22 protein-coding genes, 2 tRNA genes and 2 rRNA genes are annotated in these 26,166 nt (G+C 40.1%); 9 read left to right on the top strand and 17 right to left on the bottom strand.

Annotation, left to right across the window (positions count from 1 at the left end; translation table 11 throughout):
• Positions 1 to 121: 121 nt before the first annotated feature.
• From EA772_RS09270 to EA772_RS09240, 7 genes are all read right to left on the bottom strand, one after another.
• Positions 122 to 2,998, bottom strand: a 23S ribosomal RNA gene (locus tag EA772_RS09270).
• A 397-nt stretch (positions 2,999 to 3,395) separates the two neighbouring features.
• Positions 3,396 to 3,469 (bottom strand) — tRNA-Ala (locus EA772_RS09265).
• A 13-nt stretch (positions 3,470 to 3,482) separates the two neighbouring features.
• Positions 3,483 to 3,557 (bottom strand) — tRNA-Ile (locus EA772_RS09260).
• Between the two features lie 270 nt (positions 3,558 to 3,827).
• Positions 3,828 to 5,347 (bottom strand): 16S ribosomal RNA (locus EA772_RS09255).
• The 16S and 23S rRNA genes sit together here with 2 tRNA genes alongside, the layout of an rRNA operon.
• A gap of 985 nt (positions 5,348 to 6,332) precedes the next feature.
• Positions 6,333 to 6,692: a CoA-binding protein gene (locus EA772_RS09250; protein WP_010601391.1), complete on the bottom strand. Its 360-nt coding sequence runs from the start codon at positions 6,690 to 6,692 to the stop codon at positions 6,333 to 6,335.
• An 11-nt stretch (positions 6,693 to 6,703) separates the two neighbouring features.
• The gene (locus EA772_RS09245; RefSeq protein WP_124912666.1) at positions 6,704 to 7,171 is read right to left on the bottom strand and encodes a DinB family protein; all 468 of its coding nucleotides are present in this window, start codon (positions 7,169 to 7,171) and stop codon (positions 6,704 to 6,706) included.
• Between the two features lie 32 nt (positions 7,172 to 7,203).
• Positions 7,204 to 8,745: an NAD(P)/FAD-dependent oxidoreductase gene (locus tag EA772_RS09240; RefSeq protein ID WP_124912664.1), complete on the bottom strand. Its 1,542-nt coding sequence runs from the start codon at positions 8,743 to 8,745 to the stop codon at positions 7,204 to 7,206.
• A 195-nt stretch (positions 8,746 to 8,940) separates the two neighbouring features.
• Between EA772_RS09240 and EA772_RS09235 the strand changes: the two genes are divergently transcribed.
• The 5 genes from EA772_RS09235 to EA772_RS09215 all read left to right on the top strand — a co-directional run bounded on the left by EA772_RS09235 (position 8,941) and on the right by EA772_RS09215 (position 11,927).
• Complete coding sequence (locus EA772_RS09235; RefSeq protein WP_010601388.1) at positions 8,941 to 9,522, top strand: LemA family protein; 582 nt, start codon at positions 8,941 to 8,943, stop codon at positions 9,520 to 9,522.
• 83 nt (positions 9,523 to 9,605) lie between these two features.
• A complete protein-coding gene (locus tag EA772_RS09230) occupies positions 9,606 to 10,049 on the top strand; it encodes a TPM domain-containing protein (protein WP_124912662.1) in 444 nt (147 codons plus the stop codon).
• Between the two features lie 4 nt (positions 10,050 to 10,053).
• A complete protein-coding gene (locus EA772_RS09225; RefSeq protein WP_010601386.1) occupies positions 10,054 to 10,845 on the top strand; it encodes a YgcG family protein in 792 nt (263 codons plus the stop codon).
• A 116-nt stretch (positions 10,846 to 10,961) separates the two neighbouring features.
• Positions 10,962 to 11,348: a hypothetical protein gene (locus EA772_RS09220; protein WP_124912660.1), complete on the top strand. Its 387-nt coding sequence runs from the start codon at positions 10,962 to 10,964 to the stop codon at positions 11,346 to 11,348.
• 24 nt (positions 11,349 to 11,372) lie between these two features.
• Entirely contained in the window at positions 11,373 to 11,927 is a 555-nt protein-coding gene (locus EA772_RS09215) for an NUDIX hydrolase (protein ID WP_010601384.1), read from the top strand.
• 141 nt (positions 11,928 to 12,068) lie between these two features.
• Here the strand turns inward: EA772_RS09215 and dnaA are convergent, their stop codons facing one another.
• The 3 genes from dnaA to EA772_RS09200 form a co-directional block, all read right to left on the bottom strand.
• Positions 12,069 to 13,499, bottom strand: a complete 1,431-nt coding sequence (gene dnaA / locus EA772_RS09210; RefSeq protein ID WP_010601383.1) for a chromosomal replication initiator protein DnaA — start codon at positions 13,497 to 13,499, stop codon at positions 12,069 to 12,071.
• 502 nt (positions 13,500 to 14,001) lie between these two features.
• On the bottom strand, positions 14,002 to 15,549 hold the full coding sequence (locus tag EA772_RS09205) for a methylmalonyl-CoA mutase (protein ID WP_124912658.1): 1,548 nt from the start codon (positions 15,547 to 15,549) through the stop codon (positions 14,002 to 14,004).
• Between the two features lie 113 nt (positions 15,550 to 15,662).
• Complete coding sequence (locus tag EA772_RS09200; protein WP_010601381.1) at positions 15,663 to 16,193, bottom strand: hypothetical protein; 531 nt, start codon at positions 16,191 to 16,193, stop codon at positions 15,663 to 15,665.
• A gap of 190 nt (positions 16,194 to 16,383) precedes the next feature.
• Between EA772_RS09200 and EA772_RS09195 the strand changes: the two genes are divergently transcribed.
• Positions 16,384 to 16,737 (top strand): iron-sulfur cluster assembly accessory protein, encoded by a 354-nt coding sequence (locus EA772_RS09195; RefSeq protein WP_010601380.1) that lies wholly within the window; start codon positions 16,384 to 16,386, stop codon positions 16,735 to 16,737.
• A 102-nt stretch (positions 16,738 to 16,839) separates the two neighbouring features.
• Positions 16,840 to 18,069 carry an ABC transporter permease gene (locus EA772_RS09190; RefSeq protein ID WP_010601379.1) on the top strand — a complete coding sequence of 410 codons (1,230 nt, stop codon included), beginning with the start codon at positions 16,840 to 16,842 and terminating at the stop codon, positions 18,067 to 18,069.
• A 63-nt stretch (positions 18,070 to 18,132) separates the two neighbouring features.
• Here EA772_RS09190 and EA772_RS09185 read toward each other — a convergent pair whose 3' ends face one another.
• Genes EA772_RS09185 through EA772_RS09165 form a run of 5 tightly spaced genes read right to left on the bottom strand, consistent with a single transcriptional unit; the run spans position 18,133 to position 22,769 of the window.
• A complete protein-coding gene (locus EA772_RS09185; protein WP_010601378.1) occupies positions 18,133 to 18,870 on the bottom strand; it encodes a tyrosine-protein phosphatase in 738 nt (245 codons plus the stop codon).
• A gap of 15 nt (positions 18,871 to 18,885) precedes the next feature.
• Positions 18,886 to 19,443, bottom strand: coding sequence for a hypothetical protein (locus tag EA772_RS09180; protein WP_124912656.1), 558 nt, complete (start codon positions 19,441 to 19,443; stop codon positions 18,886 to 18,888).
• Positions 19,444 to 20,466 carry a UDP-glucose 4-epimerase GalE gene (gene galE / locus EA772_RS09175; protein ID WP_124912654.1) on the bottom strand — a complete coding sequence of 341 codons (1,023 nt, stop codon included), beginning with the start codon at positions 20,464 to 20,466 and terminating at the stop codon, positions 19,444 to 19,446.
• A gap of 1 nt (position 20,467) precedes the next feature.
• A complete protein-coding gene (locus tag EA772_RS09170) occupies positions 20,468 to 21,457 on the bottom strand; it encodes a UDP-glucuronic acid decarboxylase family protein (protein WP_010601375.1) in 990 nt (329 codons plus the stop codon).
• Position 21,458: 1 nt separating this feature from the next.
• Complete coding sequence (locus EA772_RS09165; protein WP_124912652.1) at positions 21,459 to 22,769, bottom strand: UDP-glucose/GDP-mannose dehydrogenase family protein; 1,311 nt, start codon at positions 22,767 to 22,769, stop codon at positions 21,459 to 21,461.
• A 63-nt stretch (positions 22,770 to 22,832) separates the two neighbouring features.
• Here EA772_RS09165 and EA772_RS09160 point away from each other — a divergent pair, with 63 nt between their 5' ends.
• Both EA772_RS09160 and EA772_RS09155 read left to right on the top strand, forming a co-directional pair.
• On the top strand, positions 22,833 to 24,059 hold the full coding sequence (locus tag EA772_RS09160) for a 3-deoxy-D-manno-octulosonic acid transferase (protein ID WP_124912650.1): 1,227 nt from the start codon (positions 22,833 to 22,835) through the stop codon (positions 24,057 to 24,059).
• On the top strand, positions 24,056 to 24,475 hold the full coding sequence (locus EA772_RS09155) for a hypothetical protein (protein WP_124912648.1): 420 nt from the start codon (positions 24,056 to 24,058) through the stop codon (positions 24,473 to 24,475). The genes EA772_RS09160 and EA772_RS09155 overlap by 4 nt, the downstream gene beginning before the upstream one ends.
• A 114-nt stretch (positions 24,476 to 24,589) precedes the next feature.
• Here EA772_RS09155 and EA772_RS09150 read toward each other — a convergent pair whose 3' ends face one another.
• Both EA772_RS09150 and hemH read right to left on the bottom strand, forming a co-directional pair.
• Positions 24,590 to 25,093 (bottom strand): gluconokinase, encoded by a 504-nt coding sequence (locus tag EA772_RS09150; protein ID WP_124912646.1) that lies wholly within the window; start codon positions 25,091 to 25,093, stop codon positions 24,590 to 24,592.
• A gap of 8 nt (positions 25,094 to 25,101) precedes the next feature.
• Positions 25,102 to 26,112, bottom strand: a complete 1,011-nt coding sequence (gene hemH / locus EA772_RS09145; RefSeq protein ID WP_124912644.1) for a ferrochelatase — start codon at positions 26,110 to 26,112, stop codon at positions 25,102 to 25,104.
• Positions 26,113 to 26,166 lie beyond the last annotated feature (54 nt).

Here is a 26,166-nt window from a genome sequence, read left to right as displayed (position 1 = left end):
AAGTTGTAAGTTATAAGTTGTAAGTTGTAAGCCTTTTGACTTTATACTTTTTACTTTAAACTTCAACATGACATATTATTGAAAGAAGTTAAGTTTTGAAGAACAAACAACAGTCTGTTTGCTTTGAAAGCTTCGGATGATTAGTACTACTCGACTGTGCTGTCGCCAGCTTTACATCTGTAGCCTATCAACGTAGTAGTCTTCTACGGTCCTATATGGAATTCTCATCTCGTGGCTAGTTTCGCACTTAGATGCTTTCAGCGCTTATCTATTCCCAGCGTAGCTACTCTGCAATGCCCCTGGCGGAACAACAGATTCACTAGAGGCTAGTCCAACCCGGTCCTCTCGTACTAAGGTCAGCCCCACTCAAAATTCCTACGCCCACAACAGATAGGGACCGAACTGTCTCGCGACGTTCTGAACCCAGCTCGCGTGCCACTTTAATCGGCGAACAGCCGAACCCTTGGGACCTTCTCCAGCCCCAGGATGTGACGAGCCGACATCGAGGTGCCAAACCTCCCCGTCGATATGAGCTCTTGGGGGAGATCAGCCTGTTATCCCCAGCGTACCTTTTATCCTTTGAGCGATGGCCCTTCCATGCAGAACCACCGGATCACTATATCCGTCTTTCGACCCTGATCGACCTGTATGTCTCACAGTCAAGCAAGCTTATGCTATTGCACTCCGCGTACGGTTACCAAGCGTACTGAGCTTACCTTTGAAAGCCTCCGTTACCTTTTTGGAGGCGACCACCCCAGTCAAACTACCCATCAAACAATGTCTCCCGCTTGGCGGGATTAGACACCGAACACAGAAAGGGTGGTATTTCAACGTTGGCTCCACGACGCCTAGCGACGCCGCTTCAAAGCCTCCCACCTATCCTACACATCCTGTGCCCAATGTCAATGTTAAATTGTAGTGAAGGTGCATGGGGTCTTTCCGTCCCGTTGCGGGTACCCGGCGTCTTCACCGGGACCACAATTTCACCGAGCTCATGGCTGAGACAGCGCCCAGATCGTTACACCATTCGTGCAGGTCGGAACTTACCCGACAAGGAATTTCGCTACCTTAGGACCGTTATAGTTACGGCCGCCGTTTACTGGGGCTTCGATTCAATGCTTCTCCTTGCGGATGACATCCCCTCTTAACCTTCCAGCACCGGGCAGGTGTCAGGCCTTATACTTCATCTTTCGATTTTGCAAAGCCATGTGTTTTTGTTAAACAGTCGCCTGGGCCTTTTCACTGCGGCTGACATTGCTGCCAGCGCCCCTTCTCCCGAAGTTACAGGGCCATTTTGCCGAGTTCCTTAGCCATGATTCACTCGAGCACCTTAGAATCCTCTTCCCGGATACCTGTGTCGGTTTGCGGTACGGGTTTTTATAACCTGAAGCTTAGCGGTTTTTCTTGGAAGTCTGATTACCTGCACTATCCACTCAGCCGAAGCCTCGCGGTACTATCAGCGTTCAGCTAGATCGGCGGATTTGCCTACCGTTCTAATACCTACAGCCTTTAACGATCTATTCCGTCAGATCGCGGCAGTGTCACTACTCCGTCCCCACATCGCAGTTATAAAAAGTACTGGAATATTAACCAGTTGTCCATCGAATTTCCCCTTCGGGTTCTCCTTAGGTCCCGACTAACCCTGATCCGATTAGCGTTGATCAGGAAACCTTATCCTTTCGGTGGGCGGGTTTCTCTCCCGCCTTATCGTTACTTATGCCTACATTTGCTTTTCTATAAGCTCCAGCACCCATTACCAGATACCTTCACTGCCGATAGAATGCTCCCCTACCGATATATTTCAATCCCATAGCTTCGGTGTACAATTTAATGCCCGTTTATTATCCATGCCCGATCGCTCGACTAGTGAGCTGTTACGCACTCTTTAAATGAATGGCTGCTTCCAAGCCAACATCCTAGCTGTCTGTGCAATCGGACCTCGTTAGTTCAACTTAACTGTAACTTGGGGACCTTAGCTGATGGTCTGGGTTCTTTCCCTCTCGGCGCATGACCTTAGCACCCTGCGCCTCACTGCAGATCATATTTCATAGCATTCGGAGTTTGTCTGGATTTGGTAGGATTTGACTCCCCCGCACCCAATCAGTAGCTCTACCTCTATGAAACTTAATATCCACGCTGTTCCTAAAAACATTTCGGGGAGTACGAGCTATTTCCCAGTTTGATTAGCCTTTCACCCCTACCCACAGATCATCCGGAAACTTTTCAACGTTTATCGGTTCGGTCCTCCAGTACGTGTTACCGCACCTTCAACCTGTCCATGGGTAGATCACAAGGTTTCGCGTCTACCCCCTCTGACTATACGCCCTATTCAGACTCGCTTTCGCTTCGGATCCGTGCCTTAAACACTTAACCTTGCCAGAGAGGAGTAACTCGTAGGCTCATTATGCAAAAGGCACGCCGTCACTGGACCTGCCAGCTCCGACCGCTTGTAAGTACACGGTTTCAGGTTCTATTTCACTCCCCTGTTCGGGGTTCTTTTCACCTTTCCCTCACGGTACTGGTTCACTATCGGTCTCTCAGGAGTATTTAGCCTTACCGGATGGTGCCGGCAGATTCCCACAAGGCGTCTCCGACCTCGCGGTACTCAGGATACTGCTAGACTAGCATTCTATACGTGTACAGGGCTATCACCTTGTATCGCCGGGCTTCCCATCCCGTTCCACTTCTGTTTGCTAATGCCACGTTGCAGTCCTACAACCCCACCTATGCCGTAACATGGATGGTTTGGGCTCTTTCCCTTTCGCTCGCCACTACTCAGGAAATCATTGTTATTTTCTCTTCCTCTGCTTACTTAGATGTTTCAGTTCGGCAGGTTTGCTCATTATATGTGACTGGTCTTCAACCAGCCGGGTTGCCCCATTCGGAAATCTTCGGATCAATTCCTATTTGCAAATACCCGAAGCTTATCGCAGCTTATCACGTCCTTCATCGCCTCTGAGAGCCAAGGCATCCCCCGTGTACTCTTTATTACTTTCTTCTACTCATATGCCTTTTGCGCCATATGGTATGCTTTTTTTGCTCTTGTTATGATGTCTCATACCAGTCATCTGATTACTCATCTGAATGGTGAGCACAAACACAACAGTCGCCTATTGTTGTTTGCTCTTCTTTTTTAACTTCTTCCAATATGTCAAAGAACTTTATTAAGGTATAAGGCTGAGGGTATAAAGGTTCAGGGTTTAATGTGCCCCAACCTAAGCCTATAGCTTATTCCTTATTAGTCAAAAACTGCGGTCTCGAACCGTTTCATGTGCCCCTTTGGCGTTTCTCTTCTTTTCTTTCAATCTGTCAATGATGGTCACCGATCCCGGTGATAGTCTTTTGTGTGTTTTAAAAGCTTTCTGCTTTGGTCTTTAAGCTTTGCAGCTTAAATGTGGAGAATAACGGAGTCGAACCGTTGACCTCCTGCGTGCAAGGCAGGCGCTCTAGCCAGCTGAGCTAATCCCCCAGGATTATTAAAGTAGTCCCGTCCAGATTTGAACTGGAGACCCCTACATTATCAGTGTAGTGCTCTAACCAGGCTGAGCTACGGGACTGTGCTGTATGGTCGCTGTGTTGCAGTTAGTATATTACCGCTACCGCTCCATTTGCTACCTAGCTTTCGTTCCGATGACCCTATGGTTAAGGACAACCGTCATTTCTTCTGGGTGTTTCTTCTTTTTGTTGATCCGTTGTTTCGATGTTAATTGTTTGGTATATGTCTTTCAACTTATATCCTACAACTCTCAACTTATAACTCTCAACTTATAACTTTTTTACTTTATCGAAATATCATGTTGCGCAGTGAGTAGTCAACTCTACTCCAGAAAGGAGGTATTCCAGCCGCACCTTCCGGTACGGCTACCTTGTTACGACTTAGCCCCAGTTATCGGTTTTACCCTAGGACGCTCCTTTCGGTTACATACTTTAGGTACCCCCAACTTCCATGGCTTGACGGGCGGTGTGTACAAGGCCCGGGAACGTATTCACCGCGTCATTGCTGATACGCGATTACTAGCGAATCCAACTTCATGGGGTCGAGTTGCAGACCCCAATCCGAACTGTGAATGGCTTTGTGAGATTCGCATCATATTGCTATGTAGCTGCCCTCTGTACCATCCATTGTAGCACGTGTGTAGCCCCGGACGTAAGGGCCATGATGACTTGACGTCGTCCCCTCCTTCCTCTCTGTTTGCACAGGCAGTCTGTTTAGAGTCCCCACCTTAACGTGCTGGCAACTAAACATAGGGGTTGCGCTCGTTGCGGGACTTAACCCAACACCTCACGGCACGAGCTGACGACAGCCATGCAGCACCTAGTTTCGTGTGATTGCTCACTGATCTATCTCTAGATCATTCACTAACTTTCAAGCCCGGGTAAGGTTCCTCGCGTATCATCGAATTAAACCACATGCTCCTCCGCTTGTGCGGGCCCCCGTCAATTCCTTTGAGTTTCACTCTTGCGAGCGTACTCCCCAGGTGGAACACTTAACGCTTTCGCTTAGCCGCTGACTGTGTATCGCCAACAGCGAGTGTTCATCGTTTAGGGCGTGGACTACCAGGGTATCTAATCCTGTTTGATCCCCACGCTTTCGTGCCTCAGCGTCAATAAGACCATAGTAAGCTGCCTTCGCAATCGGTGTTCTGAGACATATCTATGCATTTCACCGCTACTTGTCTCATTCCGCCTACCTCTAGTCCATTCAAGCCCATCAGTATCAAGGGCACTGCGATAGTTGAGCTACCGTCTTTCACCCCTGACTTAACAGGCCGCCTACGCACCCTTTAAACCCAATAAATCCGGATAACGCTTGGATCCTCCGTATTACCGCGGCTGCTGGCACGGAGTTAGCCGATCCTTATTCCTTCGGTACATTCAGCTTATTACACGTAATAAGGTTTATTCCCGAATAAAAGCAGTTTACAACCCATAGGGCAGTCTTCCTGCACGCGGCATGGCTGGTTCAGAGTTGCCTCCATTGACCAATATTCCTTACTGCTGCCTCCCGTAGGAGTCTGGTCCGTGTCTCAGTACCAGTGTGGGGGGCCATCCTCTCAGATCCCCTAGTCATCGTCGCCTTGGTGGGCCGTTACCCCGCCAACTAGCTAATGACACGCATGCCCATCTCCATCCCATAAATGTTTGATCATTGGATAATGCCATCCTGTGATTTTATGCGGTATTAATCCGGATTTCTCCGGGCTATCCCCCAGATGAAGGTAGGTTGCATACGCGTTACGCACCCGTGCGCCGGTCTCAAAGAAGCAAGCCTCTTCTACCCCTCGACTTGCATGTATTAGGCCTGCCGCTAGCGTTCATCCTGAGCCAGGATCAAACTCTCCATTGTAAAATGTGTTGTAAGATTCTGACCAGTTTTAACTATCGTTAAAAATAGTCTTCTTTTTAATTTGTCTGTTAGACATTGACTTTAAAATGTAATAAGGAACTCTGTACTTGAATTCGTACTTCATTACCCCACTACGCATCATTGACATCTCTTGTAAGAACTTAATCGGCTAAAACCTCACGGTCGCCTTTATATATCTGCTGGTTTTGGTTCCAGATGGTCTTTGTCGTCCATCCTGTGTTTTCACCAGTTTCAATCTTTGTTTGTTAATCGCTGTGGCATCCGCCACTTGATCTTTTTTGTTTTCCCTTCCTTTCAGTTGGGAGTGCAAAGGTAAGGATCTTTTTCTAACTTCCAAATAAAATAAATTTTATTTTTTCGTTGTTTGTTTTTCCTTCCCGCTTTTCAATACCACCGGTTTCAACCAGCTTCCCGTTCTTCCGAACCGGGCTGCAAAGGTAACGATCTTTTTCATCCCCGCAAATTTAATTTGAAATAAATTATTGGCTTTTTCCTACCTCACATCCCCCAGACCCATACTTTCATCATAACCCCTCTCCTCCGGAGCGGGTTGCAAAAGTAGAAAAAATTCCACAATACACAAATAGTGTAATGCCTTTTATTCCTCAGCCCTAGATAAAATGCTGTTTATCAAAGAAAAAAAAATATTGAAGGGGTAAAACTTTTCGAAGTCTTTATTGGTTTTATCAGGTTGCCTGGGCTGAATCGGAGGGTTTAGATGGAGAAGATATTATTGGGGAATGCGTTTTCGGCTCCGAATAGGCTAATTTTGAAACATATAGAGAAATACAAGTTCAAGATGATTGGCTTGTTTATGCTAAGCGATTGGCCGTTTGTTCCAGGCAATGGCTGCGCCACCTAAACCCGACCGAAGTGGAAAACCCGCAGCGAGGTACGAGCGAGGATTTGGAACAAAGGGCGGGACGATACTTATATAGTTGCAGTTGCAGTGCTTTCCAAATAATTAATACTGACCAGTACTCAATAAAACTAGTGTACAGGCACGGATTGGTTCAATATCATGCTGATCTAAAAGCTTTTCGAGCTCATAGTTTTCGGTTCCAGGATTGAAAATAACTCTTTTAGGCTTGGTATCTAAAATATAATTATGGTATTGAGGCTGAAGCGCCGGACCTATATATAAGGTAATGGTATCAATATCTTGATGAATTTCTATTGGTTTTTCGATTTCAACACCTGCAACTTCGCCCTTTTTAATGCCAACATTCACGATTTCGTGATTAAAACGCTTTAACATGTAGGCTGCTTTGTAGGAATATCTTGAGGGATCGGGAGATGCACCAATGATTAATGTCTTTTTCATCTTTTTTCTTTTTAAAATTTAGATAACAATGCGATTTGTCCGGAATGATAAGCATGGTGTTGCGCTAAACCATTTAACAACTCTGCGTAGGTAAGGCCAGATGCTAATGCCGGGTTTATTTCGCCAATGATCTTGTCATCCCACTGATTATCCTTAATTTCAATAGAATGCCTGATCAGCTCTTCATTAGCTACCTTAAAATCGAAGATGATTTTCTCCCATGCTTGTGGTGTTTTACTTTCAGGAGTTGGCCAATCGCCTCTTACCGGTTCGGATGCAACATTATGCATCAGCCTTGAGGTAACTTCTTCAGTCCATGAGGTTAGGTGAAGTGCGATTTCAGCTATGGAATGCGCATTTGGAATGAAATGCTCAAATGCATTTTCAACTTTAACATTGTTCAAAGTTTGCATCACATGATTTCCATGCCATGCATCGCCATTGAAGGCTTTTTGAATTTCCTTTGTGATATTAAGCATATTTTAACAACAAGCCTAGCAATATAAAGTTTTTAAGATGCATTTAAGATTGCGTTGGCGCAGTTAATTCCATCAATAGCTGCAGAGACAATTCCGCCTGCGTAGCCAGCGCCTTCTGCACAAGGATAAAGTCCTTTAATTTGTGGATGCTGAAAGGTTTCTTTATCACGAGGGATGCGAACTGGTGAAGAAGTTCTACTTTCTACCCCTACCAAAAGTGCCTCATTTGTATAGTAACCCCGTATCTTTTTACCAAATAAAGGCAAAGCGGCTTTCAGGCTTTTTGAAACAAATTCTGGCAGAATATTATCAAGCATGACACTTTTGGTTCCCGGCAGATAGGAATTTTTCGGGAGATCTATTGATAACTTGTTGTTTACAAAATCTATCATCCGCTGTGCGGGAGCAACTAAATTACCGCCACCAGCCTCGAAAGCTAATTTTTCTATTTCGGATTGGAAATTTAACATTCTTAGCGGATCGTAACCCTGAACATCATCTAGCGTTACCTGAACCACTGTACCAGAATTGGCAAATGGATTATTACGTTTTGATGGTGACCAGCCGTTGACCACAATTTCGTTTTCGCCGGTGGCACAAGGTGCGATGATTCCCCCCGGACACATACAAAATGAGAACACACCACGGGCACCAACTTGTTCCACCAAACTATAATAGGCAGGAGGCAAAAATTCAGAGCGGATATCACAGTGATATTGTGCGGAGTCGATAATTTCCTGCGGATGTTCTATCCTTACACCTAGTGCAAATGGCTTCGCTTCGATTAAAATATTTTTTTTATGCAATAACTCATAAACATCTCTTGCCGAATGGCCTGTAGCAAGAATGATATGATCAACAAAAAGTTTATCTTCAAAATTAATTTCAATACCTTTTACTTTACCGAATTCGGTAATAATATCTGTCATTTGCGTATCGAACATTACTTCGCCGCCAGCATTCAGTATTGTTTCTTTAATAGAAGTGATAATATGCGGCAATTTATTGGTACCAATATGTGGTCGGGCATCAATAATGATATCTTTCTCGGCACCATGATCTACAAATACTTGTAATACCTTATTGATATCGCCCCGTTTATTTGATCGGGTATAGAGTTTTCCATCGGAGTAAGTGCCTGCTCCGCCCTCTCCATAACAATAATTGGATTCTGTATTAACTAAACCCTGTTTGTTGATGGCTGCCAGATCTCGGCGACGTTGTTTTACATCTTTACCTCTTTCTATAATAATAGGTTTTAATCCATTTTCGATACACTGCAACGCCGCAAACAAACCTGCAGGACCAGCACCGATAATTAGTACTGGTTTAGCGTTACTGACATTTTGGTAGTTTATAACCTGTATTTCAATGTTTGGCTCCTCATCGATGAAAACTTTTACCTGTAGGCGAAAAATCACTTTTCGGGATCGGGCATCAATTGAGCGTTTTAAAACTTCGAAAGATTTGATACGGTTTTCTTGAATGGATAAGCCCTCGGCTAATTTAGCTTTGATTATTTCTGGTTGCTCAACCTGATGAGGGAGCAGCGTAATTTCAAGATCTTTTTGCATGTTGTTCGTCGGGTTTTTATCCCGAATTAATGCAAAGATAATAATGAATCGGCATATCTTCATTAGCGTTTATAACAATTGATTTTTACACAATCTGTCAGTTATTTTAATGAAATGTAACAAAGGCATGCAATTTGATATCTAATTTGTAAATTGAATAAATTTAATTTTGAACAAAACACAAAAATCATAAAAATGAAAAGATTAGTATTTGGAATTATTGCTGCTGTAATTGCAGTAAGCACATTAAGTTCATGCGGATATAACAGCATGGTAAGCCTAGATGAAAATGTAAAATCGAAATGGGGAACAGTACAAACCCAATATCAGAGAAGAGCAGATTTGATTCCAAACTTAGTAGCAACGGTTAAAGGTGCGGCCAAATTTGAGCAGGGAACTTTAACTGCTGTAACTGAGGCCCGTGCAAAAGCGACACAAATGACGGTGAATGCTGATGATTTAACACCAGAAAACATCCAGAAATATCAAGCAGCACAAGGACAATTAAGTCAGGCTTTAGGAAAACTATTATCTATTACGGAAAATTATCCTGAGTTAAGAGCAACTCAACAATTTAGCGATTTATCAGCTCAGTTAGAAAGCACTGAAAATAGAATTACCGTTGCCCGAAAAGATTTCAACGATGCAGTGCAGCAATATAACGGCAAAATAAGATCTTTCCCAACAAATTTAACAGCCGGAATGTTCGGATTTAAACCTAAGGGCTATTTTGAAGCTGATGCAACAGCTAAAGATGCACCAAAAGTAGAATTTTAATTATTGAACTTACATATTTAAGGGTAGTGCCTGTTTCATCAATAAACGGGCATTACCCTTTTTACTTCTTATAAAAAATAGACATGTCGTTATTTTCAGATTTAGAACAAGATAAAATAGCTGCTGCAATTGCCAATGCTGAAAAAGCTACATCAGGTGAGATAAGAATAGCAATAGATAAACATTGTAAAGTTGATCCATTTGAAAGGGCAACGGAATATTTTGGTCAACTGGACATGGATAAAACATCGCAAAGAAATGGTGTTTTAATTTATCTTGCACATGCAGATCATAAATTCGCGATTATTGGTGATTTGGGAATTAACAGATTAGTGCCAGAAGATTTTTGGGAAACTACCAAAATTGCAATGACCGCACATTTTGCCAAAGGCGATTTAGCTGAAGGAATTATTGCAGGAGTTGCACTCGCTGGTGAAAAATTAGCCTTGTATTTCCCGCCCCAAATGGGCGATATTAATGAATTGCCGAATGATATTGTTTACATGGATCATCAAGAAAAAAAATAAGCAAATGAAAAAATTATTCCTTTTATCTTTCTTCAGCTTAATATTCTCTTTTGCATTTGCTCAGGATTTTCCTGAAAAACCATCCACTTTGGTTAATGATTATTCAGGGGCACTATCAATCGAACAAAGAGCAATGCTCGAAAAAAAACTGGTAGCATTTGATGATTCATCATCTACACAAATTTCTATTGCCATATTAAAATCGGTTGGTGATTACGACATTAATGAGTATGCTGTTGAACTGGGCAGAAAATGGGGTGTTGGCCAAAGTGGCAAAAACAACGGAATAATGATTGTTGTAGCCGTTGGAGATCGGAAAATATCGATCCAAACGGGTTATGGTGTGGAAGGTGCATTGCCAGATGTTTATGCCAAACGCATTATTGACGAGGACATTAAACCCAACTTCAGAAATGGAGATTATTATGCCGGACTTGATCAAGCAACAACTGAAATCATTAAATATACAAAAGGTGAATATAAAAATGATAAGCCCAGAGTTTCCCCATCAGGTAAGAAAGGCGGCATTGGCAGTGTTGCGGTAATTATTATCATCGTGGTGGTAATCATCATTATTATGAGAAAAGGCGGTGGCGGAGGTGGCAGTGAAGTGATTGGCGGACGTGGCGCTTCGAATGCCCTATTCTGGGCTATGTTGTTCGGAAGCGGTGGTGGCCGTGGCGGAAACAGCTGGGGAAGCGGTGGCTTCGGTGGAGGTTCTTCCGGAGGTGGCGGAGGATTTGGCGGTTTTGGTGGCGGAAGTTTTGGTGGTGGCGGATCGAGCGGAAGCTGGTAGCTTTAGTTATAGTCCGTAGTCCGTAGTCCGTAGTCCGTAGTCCGTAAGTTGGAAAATTTAAAATCAGCTTGTTACAACAAATTTCCAACTTTTCAATATTTAACATTAAAACAACTATGTATAGGAAAGATTTAATCACTGCCGAAATACAAAAACTAGCCGAAGTTTTAGCCAGAATTATGGGTTTAAAACTGGAAGGTAAGTTAGAAGATGCTCAGATCATGTTTAATGAAACCATGATTAGTAACTTTTCCTTACCTATTGAGGTATTAGAAAGTAGTAATTTAGCTTCTTTTAATGCCTGGCTGGAATCCTCCAATCTTTCTCCTGAAAAATTAGATTCATTGAGCGAATTTTTATATTATGAGTTAGGAATTAATGCCGAGAGAAATAAACTGATTGCACCTAAATTAAATTCTATCTATCAATTCCTTTCTGAAAAACATAAAATCGTTCATCTGGTGAATTTTCATCGACAGGAAACCATTCAACAATACCTTTAATTCGGATTAAAAAATCAAAAAGACATGATGATAGAAAAGTGGCAAAGACTTGCTTCTAAATATTTAGTAAAAGAGAGATGGGCTACCCTAAGAGTGGATGAGGTAAAGTTGCCGAACGGTACTGTTAAGGATGACTATTTCGTATTGGAATATCCAGATTGGGCAACTGCAATCGCCTTAACTGAAGAAGGAAAGTTGATTCTGGTTCGTCAGTATCGCCATGCGGCAGACATTGTTTCTTTGGAAGTTCCCGGCGGTGTGATTGATGGTGATGAAGGTCCGGAAGCTGGTGTAAAACGAGAACTGCAGGAAGAAACAGGCTATACTTTTAAGACGTGTAAACTTATAGCTGAACTTTACCCGAATCCCGCAACGGCAAATAATAAAACCTATACTTATCTTCTAACTGGCGGAATTAAAACTCACGAACAACATTTAGATGAGCATGAAATTTTAAATGTAGAAGAATATACTATTGATGAAGTGAAACAACTACTTAAAGAAAACAAGATAGCCCAATGTATACACGTTGCCGCACTGCATTATGGCCTTGCCGCATTGGAACAAAATGCGCAGTAATAAATTAAATGTTTTTTAGCCTACGTTTAATGCTTAAACAAAAAGTCCTGATTTGAACTTCAAATCAGGACTTTTTGTTTTTCAGGAATCGACATAAAATTAGGGGTCTTTAAACCCTAAATCTTTTACCGAAGACCTTAATTAGCTCATTTTCAATTTCTTTTGAATATCATGAACGTAAGCCTTGAATTTCTTATCTGTATCAATTAAATCCTCTACCGTTTGGCATGCATATATCACCGTACTGTGATCTCGACCACCAAAGAAAGCGCCAATTGTTTTCAATGAAGATTTAGTATGGCTTTTCGACAGGTACATTGAAATTTGACGAGCCTGAACAATTTCGCGTTTACGAGTTTGTGATTTAACCATATCAACCGGAACTTCAAAATACTCACAAACCAATTTCTGGATATATTCCATTGAAATTTCTTTAGAGGTATTTTTGATAAAGTTCTTTAACATTTGTTTAGCTAACGCTAAATCGATCTCTTTCTTATTCAAGGTTGCTTGCGCAAGCAAAGATACCATAGCACCTTCCAGCTCACGAACGTTGTTGTCAATGTTATGCGCAACATACTCTACCACTTCACCAGGTAACTCAATACCATCGGCGTACATTTTCTTTCTTAAAATTGCAATACGTGTTTCTAAATCAGGAATCTGCAAGTCAGCAGAAAGCCCCCATTTGAAACGACTTAATAAACGCTCTTCTAAACCCGCTAAATCTTTTGGTGCTTTGTCTGATGTTAAGATTACCTGCTTACCAGATTGGTGTAAGTGATTAAAAATGTGGAAGAAAATATCCTGAGTTTTTTCCTTACCGGCAAAATTGTGTACATCATCCATGATGATCACATCCATTGCCTGGTAAAAATTAACGAAATCGTTAATGGTGTTATTCTTTAATGAATCTACAAACTGCTGGCAAAATTTTTCACAACTCACATAAATCACCAGTTTATCTGGCATGCTACGTTTAATTTCGTTTCCAATAGCTTGTGCCAGGTGTGTTTTTCCTAAGCCAACACCGCCATAAATCATCAGTGGATTAAATGAAGTTCCACCTGGTTTGGCAGCAACGGCATAACCTGCAGAACGGGCTAAACGGTTACAATCTCCTTCAATGTAATTTTCAAAAGTGTAATTTGCATTTAGTTGAGGGTCAACATTTAATTTTTTTAATCCGGGAATGATGAATGGATTCTTAATATCCTTATTAATTGAAACAGGAATTGGCATCGATTGCACTTTTGCCTCTGCCCCATTTCCATTGGATGGCATATTGGTAGTATAAGGATTACCGCTGTTTGATGATTTATCAACAACGATATTGTATTCCAACCTGCCATCCTCTCCAAGTTGCTTTTTTACAGTTTTACGTAGCAAGCCTACATAATGTTCTTCAAGCCATTCGTAAAAGAACAAACTTGGCACTTGTATGGTTAAAACCTTACCTTCCAATTTAAGGGCTGTGATTGGCTCGAACCAAGTTTTGAAACTTTGGTTCGGGATGTTATCCTTAATAATTTGAAGACAGTTCTTCCACACTTCTGTACAAGTTTTTTCCATTGCGATTTCTATAATTTATTGGTTTTCAGTGCCGATTCGATATAATAGGATGGTCCGTTTCGGGACTACGAATATTGAGAAAATTATCAACATTTTAAACAAAAATTTCAAATAAATCGTAACGTACTGATAAGGAATAGGGTAGCTTGCTTAACCTCAATTTTTTGTGTTGATAACTATTTATTAACATCATTTATCCACATTCCCGCTCATGTAGCGTCAGTATTCAAACATCATTTCAAATCAGCTCAGAAAAGCAAATTCTAAGCCACGAGCACGATCAGCAAGGTTTTTTGCACTGATTATCGATATTTAAAATCTCAAAAAGCTGATTATCAAAGCTATTGTTTTAAACCTTAAAGGCAGATGTAATTCCCATCCCCCTTACCGAAAAAAAACTGTGGTAATATTTCCACTGCTTCCGCACATTGTATTCAAAATTGCCCAAATAATTTTTCTGTGGATGATCAACATAATAAAGAAGAACGCAGTAATCTTATGGCTAGTATTCGCCGAAAACTTTTCGCATTACATCCGAAATTTCGCCTAATGTTGCATACTTCTCTACTGCATCAATTATAAAGGGCATGAGGTTCTCATTTCCTAAAGCAGCATGTTCCAAAGCTTTTAACGATTCTTTCACTTCGGTATTATTCCTTTGTGATTTGAGTTGGTGAAGTTTCTCCGTTTGAAGGATACGAATGGAATCATCGATATTGAAAACTTCTGTCAAACCTTCCTCGGTTTGTGTAAACTTATTTACCCCAACAGAGATTCGTTCACCGGTTTCAATTTCCTTTTGATATTGATAAGCAGCACTGGCAATTTCGTTTTGCATATAATCGCTTTCAATGGCATTTACAGAGCCACCCATTGCATCTATCTTATCTATATATGTCCAGGCGGCAGCCTCAACTTCATCTGTTAAATTCTCAACAAAGAATGAACCCGCCAGTGGATCTACTGTGTCTGTGACCCCACTTTCGAACGCAATAATTTGTTGGGTACGTAATGCGATTTTCGCGGCAGCTTCAGTAGGAAGCGATAATGCCTCATCATAACCATTGGTATGCAGCGATTGGGTTCCACCTAATACGGCAGCCATTGCTTGGTTGGTTACTCTGATCACATTATTTAAAGGTTGCTGAGCAGTGAGTGTAGACCCACCGGTTTGAGTGTGAAAACGCAGCATTTGTGCTTTTTCATCGGTGGCGCCAAGTTCTTTTGTAATTTTTGCCCACATCCTCCTGGCCGCCCTAAATTTGGCAATCTCTTCAAAGAAATTATTGTGGCAGTTAAAGAAAAACGATAATCGCTTTGCAAAAATATTAATATCCAAACCCTTATCAAGGGCCGCTTTTAAGTAGGTTTTTCCGTTAGCTAAGGTAAAAGCCAATTCCTGTACCGCAGAAGATCCTGCTTCACGGATATGATAGCCAGAAATGGAAATGGTATTCCATTTTGGAACTTCACGGCTGCAAAATTCAAAAATATCGGTTATTAGCCGCATTGATGGCTTAGGAGGATAAATGTAAGTTCCTCTTGCAGCATATTCTTTCAAAATATCATTTTGAATCGTCCCGGAAATCTGTTTTAAATCTGCCCCCTGTTTTTTAGCCAAGGCAATATACATCGCCAATAAAATGGAAGCCGTAGCATTGATCGTCATGGAAGTGGTGATATTCTTTAATTCAATTCCATCAAAAAGTATCTCGATGTCTTTTAATGAATCAATGGCTACACCTACTTTCCCCACTTCCCCATCGGCCATGTCATGATCAGAATCGAAACCAATTTGGGTTGGCAAATCAAAAGCTACAGACAAGCCAGTTGTTCCCTGCGCCAACAAATAATGATAACGCCTATTAGATTCTTCGGCAGTTGAAAACCCTGCGTACTGCCGCATTGTCCAAAGCCTTCCACGATACATATCCTTCTGAATTCCGCGGGTAAAGGGAAACTGACCGGGCACTTCATCCATCGGCTTTGCCGAAGTATAAATTTCTTTAATATTGATGCCCGATGTGGTGGTATGTTTATTATCGCTCATAAGGTTAGTTCAATGGTGATTGTTCATGAGTAACTAATTAGCTGATCAAAGCATAGGAAACACATGAATGCCTTTCCGTAAATCAATATAGCCATTCATCAATGATGCTAGATTTAAAACATTTTCTGAATATCTTTTTTGATCAGTTCAATAGTTAAATCGTATGGATTTTCGTCGATGCTTGCCATATGCTGCAAAATTGCCTTGCTCAATTCAATTCCATTTGAATCAGCAGGCAAGCCCTGTACTGCGTTATTGATCATGGCAATGGTATCATCTTTAAGTTTGCGTACAACATTCCAGGTAACGCTATCTATATAAAGTTGTTGGGTAATGTTATGTTGGTATTCAGAGCGTACTTCATTGAGAATGCCAGCTTGCAAGGCCCCGATGCCAATTCCTTGTTGATGCAGGCGCACCAGCAAATTGGCAGGATTGATACGGTCTGTAAAAATGATCAATCGTTCGTGTGCTTGTAACCGCAACGGCAAAATATGTGTTCGGTTCTCTTTATTAAGTTCAATATCTTTGAGGTTAAAAAAACGTTGTATATCGGTCTTCAGTATATAGTAAACCGCCATCAGGGCCAGAAAGATGCCTGCGAACAAAATCACTACATCTGTTAAAACTTGTTGAATATTCATGCTATTGTTTAAATACGGTAATATTAACTATCCGTTAAAAGCAAAAATGTGCATTATTATTTATATTTCCTCTATGAATACATATTCTCAATGGCAGAGCAGAGAACGATAAATTGCTTTTTTATGATGTTAATTATTATATATATAAAAGCAATTTATCTAAGTTTGTAATAGATAAAATTTAAATAACATGAGCACAACAGTTGACACATCATTTGCACCAGTTACTTTTTCAGAAGGCGCAGCAAAAGAGTTATATAAATTAAAGGATCAGCAGGAAATTAGTGAGGATTACGGCTTACGCGTTGGCGTTGAAGGTGGAGGATGTGCTGGCATGAATTACGTTTTAGGCTTCGATCAAAAAAAGGAAGGCGATCAGGAATTTTTTATAGATGGAATTAAGGTATTTATGAACAAAGCGCATCAAATGTATTTAATGGGCATGATGATCGATTGGCAAGATGGCTTAAACTCTCGTGGTTTTACTTTTGTTAATCCAAATGCAACCAGCACCTGTGGTTGCGGAACAAGTTTCTCGGCATAAATAAAATATAATTGTAACATAAAGTACAGTCCCGATGTCTAAACGTCGGGACTTTTTTTATTTTTACAGGCTTTGTCAGCCAAACGCTTAGCGCAATACTAAATGAATTACAGAGAAAACATCAGACTGGCATTAGAATCCATCAAAGGCAATCGCTTGCGCACCATGCTTACCGCATTGATTATTGCAATAGGTTTAATGGCCTTGGTTGGTATTTTAACCACGCTTGATGCAGTAAAGAAAAGTATGACCGATGCTTTTAGCAGCATGGGCGCTAACTCTTTTACCATTAGAAATCGTGGCACGGGAATTAGAATCGGTAACGGAAAAAGGCCTAAACCCTTCAAATCTATCCGGTATGAAGATGCGGTTAAATTCAAGGATAGTTTAAATGCTCCGGCTACAGTTGCGGTTAGTGTTTTCGCCAGTGGAGGCTCCACGGTAAAATATGGTACCTTGAAAACCAATCCAAATATTAACGTTCAGGGAATTGATGAAAACGGCCTGGCTTCGCAAGGCTTGAGCTTATCTCAGGGAAGAAATTTTGGACTCTCAGAAGTATCGTTAGGAAGCAATGTTTGTATTGTTGGAGGAGAAGTGGTAGAAAGGCTCTTTAAAGATTCTGACCCTATGGATAAGTTAATTAATGTAGGGAACAACCGCTTTAAAATTGTTGGTGTTTTAGCTAAAAAAGGATCGAGCATGGGTTTTAGTGGCGATAGAGCTGTTTATGTGCCTTTATTGAAGGCCAAACAAATTAATGCCAATGCCAATCCTTCTTATACCATTACCGTTATGGTTCCCGATAATAATGATCAGGAAAATGTAATTGGTGAATCTACGGCCTTGTTCAGAAATATCCGTAAGGTAAAGATTGGTGAAGGGAATAATTTTGAAATTACTAAAAGTGATGCTATTGCACAAACATTATTTGAAAACCTGGCCTTCGTTGCTATAGGTGGCGTAGCCATCGGGATTATTACTTTATTAGGCGCATCAATCGGGTTAATGAATATTATGCTGGTAAGTGTAACAGAACGCACCAGAGAAATTGGAATTAGAAAAGCGATTGGTGCCAACCCTCAGGTAATTCGCCGTCAGTTCTTAATTGAAGCGGTGGTAATTTGTTTAATGGGTGGTGTTTTAGGGATATTTTTAGGAATTGTGCTTGGGAACATCATTTCGCTGGCCATGGGTGGCGCATTTATTATACCATGGTTTTTTATTATTGGCGGTTTTGCCCTATGCGTTTTGGTAGGCATTATTTCTGGATACTATCCTGCTAAGAAAGCATCGAAATTGGATCCAGTTGAAGCGTTGAGATACGAATAGTGAATTGACGCTTAATCATCATTAGTTTTTAAGTTATGATGAATGTATCTTCTTTTTAGAAAGTTAGATTAAAACATTATTTAGTTGATGCTGACTAAGCAAACGCTGCATTAACGGCGTTGACAAACTATCTTCAAGCGCTGCTGCATGTTTGAGGTGATGCATATCGCTGCCAATGAAATCTACTAAATGATTCTCGACCATTTCCTCTGCAACTTTCTTAGCGCCCGAACCATAATAACCTGTTAAGGCAATAGAATTCATCTGTAGCAAACAACCAGTTTCGCGGATTTGATGGTAACTTTCAAAAGATCCATAATAATAAGGATACCGTTCCGGATGAGCCAAAACAGGTTTATAGCCTGAATCTTGCATCAATTTTATGATATCATACAGATTTTGAGGGGCATTGATGTACGATAATTCAAAAAGCAAATAGTTGCTTCCAAAACTTAGAATCTCTTTTTGCTTAACTTTTCTTTCTAAAGTTTCATCTAGATAATATTCAGCGGCAGCATCAACTTCTAAATCTAACTGAATTTCTTGCAGTCCCTTTCTCAATACATCAAGTGCCCGATGAATCGAATCAGGTGTATTCCGGAAATAATCTGCCATGATATGCGGCGTAGCAATTAACTTTTTAAAGCCCAAGGCCTTAAATTTTTTCGCTAAAGCGATCGAATCATTTATCGTTTGAGCGCCATCATCTATCCCCGGAATAATATGAGAATGCATATCTGTTCCAATATTTGAGAAGTTAAATTCGGGTACAATTTTCTTCTTTTTAAATAATCCGAACATCTTAATGGGTATAGCTTAATTTATTTCTTTGGGCAAATTTGCTGCCTCGGCTGATGGGGCTAATTTAGAAGAATAGATTTTATCGAGCAAATTATTTAAGCTTTCGCCAAGATCAAACTGCAAATCTTCATGCAATTTTTCATACTTATTAATGGTAACAGCCACTGTTTTAATGTAGTACACGGAAAACAGAATCATGTAGTCCCGATACCCAAAAATTGACTTCCGATACTCGAAAGGAACAATATTCAGAATAAATAACTTCAATTCAACTTCTCCGAAAGGATCTTTCGTAACCTTATAAAAATGGTTAACCGATGTGATCATCTTCCTAACCTTTACCAAAGCCTCTTTTGCGTTAAGCTTTTTAAGATCAGCAATCTGTTCCGTCACATCGGTTTTAATTTTTTCTTTCCGGTCTTCCAGATCCAGTTCATCTTCCAAAAGTTTGTAGTGAAGATGTTCTGTGAGCACTTTATCTTTAGCCACCAATCGAAGTAAAAGCTTATCTTTTTCTTTGATCGGCAAATCTGTGATAGCTGTTTTTAAATCTTTGTGCTCGGATAATTTCATTTAAAAAGGGTTAGCCTTAATGTATTTTTCCCACTCCCAGGCAGAGCGCATCATTTCATTAATATCGAGATTAGCCTTCCATCCCAGTTCATTGTTTGATTTCTGAACATCTCCAAATATCTGAACAATATCTCCTGCTCTTCTTGGGCCAATTTTATAGTCGAGTTTTTCACCAGTTACACTTTCAAAGGCAGAAATAATTTCTAAAACGGAAGAACCCCTTCCTGTTCCAATATTGAAGACTTCATAATTAGAATTTGCCTTTCCTTCTTCTAACCGTTTTATAGCAGCAACGTGTGCTTTAGCTAAATCAACTACGTGAATATAATCTCTAATGGCTGAGCCATCAGGCGTTTCATAATCATCGCCATATACTGTAATAGGACCACGTTTACCAATGGCTGATTGTGTAATGAAAGGAACAAGATTTGCCGGAACACCATTCGGTAATTCTCCAATTAATGCCGTTTCATGTGCACCAACAGGGTTAAAGTAACGCAGAGCGATGACATTTAAATCTGGCGTAACTGCGGCTGTTTCTGCTAAAATTTCTTCTGCAATTTGTTTGGTATTTCCATAAGGCGATTCTGCTTTTTTAACTGGAGCAGCTTCGGTAACAGGCAAACTATCTGGCTGACCATAAACAGTGCATGAAGATGAAAATACAAAATCAATTTCTTTGTTGAACGAAGTCAATAGGTTAATCAGTCCGTAGAAATTGTTTTTATAATATTTCAATGGTTTCTCAACCGATTCGCCAACCGCTTTTGAAGCTGCAAAATGAATAATTCCTGTTATATCGGTATTATTTTCAGCAAAATCCTGTACAGACTTATCATCCTGAAGATCAAGTTCAACAAAATCGAACCACTTACCAGTAATGGCATGTAATTGAGTTAAAATTTTAATGTTCGAATTGGATAGATTATCAACAATGATAACTTCGTAACCTGCATTATGCAATTCAACAACGGTATGCGAACCAATATATCCAGTTCCGCCGGTAACTAATATTTTTGACATCTTAACGGTTAAATGTGGTAAAATCCTTATGATCGATTTTCGCTAAAGCTTCTGGCGGTAGCGACTTGAAATATTCGTAGGTAATTTTTAACCCCTCTGCTCTACCCACTTTTGGTTCCCAGCCCAAAATTGCTCTTGCTTTGGTAATGTCAGGTCTTCTTTGTTTCGGATCATCCTGAGGCAGTTCCTTATACACGATTTTTTGAGATGTTCCGGTAAGTTTGATAATTTCCTCGCAGAATTGTTGAATGGTAATTTCATCAGGATTACCAATGTTTACCGGTTGAGCATAATCACTCATCAGTAAACGATAAATCCCTTCGATGAGGTCATCCACATAACAAAAAGACCGTGTTTGACTACCGTCTCCGAAAATTGTCAGGTCTTCGCCTCTTAAGGCTTGCCCGATAAATGCCGGTAAAACACGCCCATCATTCAGGCGCATCCTCGGACCATAGGTATTAAAAATTCGCACAATCCTGGTTTCTACTCCGTGAAACGTATGGTAAGCCATGGTGATGGCTTCCTGAAAACGTTTCGCTTCATCGTAAACACCGCGAGGCCCAACCGGATTTACATTCCCCCAATATTCTTCGGGTTGCGGGTTAACATTCGGATCGCCATAAACTTCAGAAGTAGAAGCAATAAGCATCCTCGCATTTTTATTCCTTGCCAACCCTAACAAATTGTGTGTTCCTAATGAACCAACCTTTAAAGTTTGAATTGGAATTTTAAGATAATCTATTGGGCTTGCAGGTGAAGCGAAGTGCAATATATAATGCAACTTACCCGGAATATGAACAAATTTAGAAACATCATGATTGTAGAATTCAAAATTCTCCAATTTAAAAAGATGTTCAATATTGGCCATATCGCCGGTAATGAGGTTGTCCATTCCAATGACATGAAAGCCTTCTTTTACGAAGCGATCGCATAAATGTGACCCTAAAAATCCAGCCGCACCGGTAATTAAAATTCTCTTTTTCCCCATCTTAATCTATCAGTTTTCTTCCTATGCTATTATAATAATAGCCAAGATCGATCATTTTTTGCAAATCGTACAAATTACGCCCATCAAAAACCACTTTATTTTTTAACGCCACTTCAATTTTATCAAAATCCGGGTTCCTGAAAACCGACCATTCAGTGGCAATCAGCAATGCATCAGCATTTTCTAAAGCCTCATATTGGTTTTTCGCATAGTTTACCTTATCGCCTATAGTAATTCTAACGTTACTCATGGCTTCAGGATCGAATACGGTAACCGTAGCACCGTTTGCCAGCAAAGCATCAATAATATATAAAGCTGGCGCCTCGCGAATATCATCTGTTTCTGGCTTGAATGCCAAGCCCCAAAGTGCAAAGTGTTTGCCTTTAATATCGTTTTTGAAATATTTTAATACTTTATCTACCAGAATGGTTTTTTGACGCTCATTCACTTCCATTACCGATTTCAGAATCTGGAAGTCGTAAGCATAATCATCAGATGATCTTACTAACGCCTGAACGTCTTTTGGAAAACACGAACCGCCATAACCTACACCAGGGAACAAGAAACGTTTGCCGATCCGTTCATCTGAACCAATACCTTTTCTCACGGCATCAACATCGGCGCCCACCAGTTCACAAAGGTTAGCAATTTCATTCATGAAGGTGATTTTGGTAGCCAAAAATGAATTCGCCGCATATTTCGTCAATTCAGAAGAGCGCTCATCCATAAATAAGATCGGGTTTCCCTGGCGAACATATGGCCCATAAAGCTCGGTCATTAATTTTTTAGCTCTTTCACTTTTTGTACCTAAAACCACACGGTCAGGTTTCATGAAATCATCAACTGCAACCCCTTCCCTCAAAAATTCGGGATTGGAAACCACATCAACTTCAACTGTGGTGTTTTCCGCAAATACCGCTTTTACTTTATCAGCAGTTCCAACCGGAACTGTCGATTTATTAACGATAATTTTATATTCTGTAATCAGTTTTGAAATATCCTTTGCTGCTCCCAATATATAAGAAAGGTCTGCGGCGCCATCGCCGCCTGGAGGCGTTGGTAAAGCCATAAAAATAATTTGGGCGTCTTTGATGGCATCTGCAAGAACAGTAGTGAAAGTTAATCTTCCTTGTTTAATATTTCTATGAAACAATAAATCTAAACCAGGCTCGTAAATGGGAACCTCACCATTTTGCATTTTTTGTACCTTTTGCTCATTAATGTCTACACATATTACGTCGTTTCCTGTTTCTGCTAAACATGTTCCGGTCACTAATCCTACATATCCGGTACCAATAACGGCTATCTTCATATATTTTTAAGCTTTTTAAATATATTCGTTTTATCTTGGCCACGAAGATAGGAAATTACAACAATGCTTTTGCTTTACATATTAGGAATTAGGCTTTACAATTTAATTATTTCGATTTTTGCGCTATTTAACAACAAGGCGAAATTATTTATAAACGGGCGGAAAAACCTATTTCAAGACATCAAAAATCAGGTCGATTCGAACCAAAAACACATATGGTTCCATTTTGCATCACTTGGCGAATTTGAACAAGGCAGACCTGTTTTAGAGAAATTTAAAGCGGTTTACCCTGAAAAAAAAATAGTGGTTACTTTTTTTTCCCCTTCTGGATACGAAATCAGAAAAAACTATGCCTTGGCTAATGTATTTTACCTTCCGATTGATACCGCTCAGAACGCAAAGCGATTTTTAAATCTCATCAACCCTGAAATGGCAATTTTCACTAAGTATGAATTTTGGCATTTCTATTTCAAAGAATTAAACACTCGGAAAATTCCATTATATGTAATTTCAGGAATTTTCAGGCCAAGCCAGGCTTTCTTTAAATGGTATGGTGGCTTTTATCGAAATATTCTTAAATCAGTTACTTACTTTTTTGTTCAAAATGAGGAAAGTAAGATTCTGCTCAATTCAATTGGATTAAATAACACTGTTGTCAGTGGTGATACGAGATTCGATCGGGTTTATGAAAACGCACAAACTCCGCGAAGCTTGCCAGAAATCGAAAATTTTATTGGTGATTCGCCTGTTTTAGTGTGTGGAAGTACCTGGCCCGAAGATGAAAAACTACTCTCTATCTTACCTGAAAAATATCCAAATTGGAGATTTATTGTTGCTCCGCATGAAATTCATGAAAGCCACATCGAAAGTATTGAAAAACAATTTCCAGATGGAAGCATGCGGTTTTCAGTTTTAGCGTCGCTATTAAAGGCAGGCAATACTCCGATTGCGAATGTGCAAGTCTTAATTATTGATAACATTGGCATGCTTTCTTCGCTATACCGGTATGGCAAGGTGGCATACATCGGTGGTGGTTTCGGAGCTGGTATACACAATACTTTGGAAGCTGCAGCTTTTGGCTTACCAGTAATTTTCGGCCCAAAGTATGATAAATTTCAGGAAGCGAAAGATTTGATTGCTATTGGTGCTGCGAAAAGTGTTTCTTCAGCAGATGAACTATTGAATGCTTTTGATAGCTTTTTAAAGAACGCTCAGGCCGCAAACGCAGCAAAAAAATATGTGGAAGAAAAAAAGGGAGCCACAGAAATTATACTTCATCAAATTTCATGAAATTAAGATTAGTTACGCTTTTAGGACTTCTATTTTTGATCAAAAACACTTTTGCTCAGCAAGAATTTAAAAAAATTAACCTGGACAGTTTAGTGCTAGTTACACCTATTGTAGATGCTGCTAAAATGGGCGATGGAAATGCCAATACTTTCGATGCAGCTTTAAGTTCAAAAATTTCTCAAGAATTGTTCGAAAGTTTGAAACATCAACTTCCAGGCGTTAGATATAAAAGCATACCTGATTTAGAAACTTTATCTCAGCGACAATATATTGATATAACGCATAATTATCTGACATGGAGTAAATCCAAAAAGCTTAAGGCGTTTGTTGTATTGAGTTTACGCTGCATATTGCAGTTTCGGGATATTATGGATCATCTGTCTACAAAGGTATCTATGCCAATCTTTTCGTTATAGATAATAAATTGAGAAAAATTATCTACTGTGATTCGAGTAGAACTTCAACAGAAATTACCGATCAGCAAGCAGTTTGTAAATTAGTTCTTAAACTAGTTGAGAAATACGTTACATTTAAACCAAACCAGCGTTAACAACATCGCTAACAATACCGGAAATTTCCTGATCGATTGAAACTACAAACACATCAGGCTCATCGTTTTGAGGTTCTTCTAAAGTATCGAACTGGCTTTTAAGTAAGCTAGCAGGCATATATTGATGTGATCTCTTAGCAATACGGCTGTAGATAAGATCATAATTTCCTTTTAAATAAATAAACTTCATAGCAGGATTATTTGACCTTAAATTATCACGGTATTTCTTTTTAAGCGCAGAGCAGGCAATGATGCAAGTGGTTCCATGTGCTGCATGATCATAACCAACCTTTGCAATCAGATTTAACCAATCCAGCCGATCTTCGTCTGTAAGGGGTATTCCCGCAGCCATTTTATCCACATTTCGCTGTGAGTGCAGGTTATCACCATCAATAAATTCTGCGTTTAATTTTGGTGCTAGCGCTTTACCTATAACAGTTTTACCACTTCCGGAAACACCCATTAAAATAATAAATCTAGCCATAAAATTACCTATTTAACCATTCCGGCGAGTGCCTCAATAAATACCGGGCTATCATTTAAACTTTCAACCAGCTGAACATGCTCACCACCCAATGCTTTAAACTCTTCATGATATTCAACTGTAATTTCGTACAGTGTTTCCAAACAATCGGCCACAAAAGCAGGGCTAAATACCAATAGGCGTTTTTTCCCTTCAGCCGCAAGTTTCTTCAATACATCAGTAGTATAAGGTTGTACCCATGGTTCTTTTCCTAAGCGAGACTGGAAACAAACCGTGTATTTATCCTTTGCAAGGTTTAATTCAGCAGCAATTAACCTGGCTGTATCATGCCCTTGGGCAGAGTAGCAAAACTTATTCGTATCATTTAAAGTTTGGCAGCAATCAGCATTTTTCAAACAATAACTTCCAGTGTGATCACATTTAAGCAACTGTCTTTCTGGTAGGCCGTGGAAACTGAATAATACATGATCATAACTTTCTACCTGGTGCTTGCGGGCATTTTCTGCAAAAACTTTAATCATCAATTCATTATCGTGAAACGAATTAACAAATGATATCGGCGGAACAGTTGGCCATTTACTCACCAATTCCATCACCAGTTGCATTACCGAGCCAGAACTTGCAGATGCATATTGTGGAAACATTGGGATAACCTGAATACTTTCAACTAAACCTGCTTTTAAATTGGCTAACGCAGATGCAATAGATGGACTTTGGTAACGCATTGCAAGCTCAACGTGGTATTCTTCGCCTAACCTCTCCTGCAACATTTTAGCTTGCAGGCGGCTATAATACAAAAGTGGTGAGCCATTTTCATTCCATATTTCTTTATACAGTTTGGCAGTTTTCGGGCTACGGAAAGGAACGATAATTCCTTTTACCAATAATGTTCTGTTTAACTTAGGAATGTCAATTACACGCTCATCCATTAAAAACTGATCGAGATACTTTTTAACGTCTGAAGTTTGCGGACTATCAGGTGTTCCTAAATTTACCAGTAAAATTCCCTTTTTGCTCATCTCGTATTAAAATATGTTCTGTGGCGCAAATATCGCTTTTTTAGTTGCAAGTAT

This window comes from Pedobacter sp. G11 (assembly GCF_003860265.1).
GTDB lineage: Bacteria > Bacteroidota > Bacteroidia > Sphingobacteriales > Sphingobacteriaceae > Pedobacter > Pedobacter agri.
This window is presented reverse-complemented; position numbering and strand designations above follow the sequence as displayed.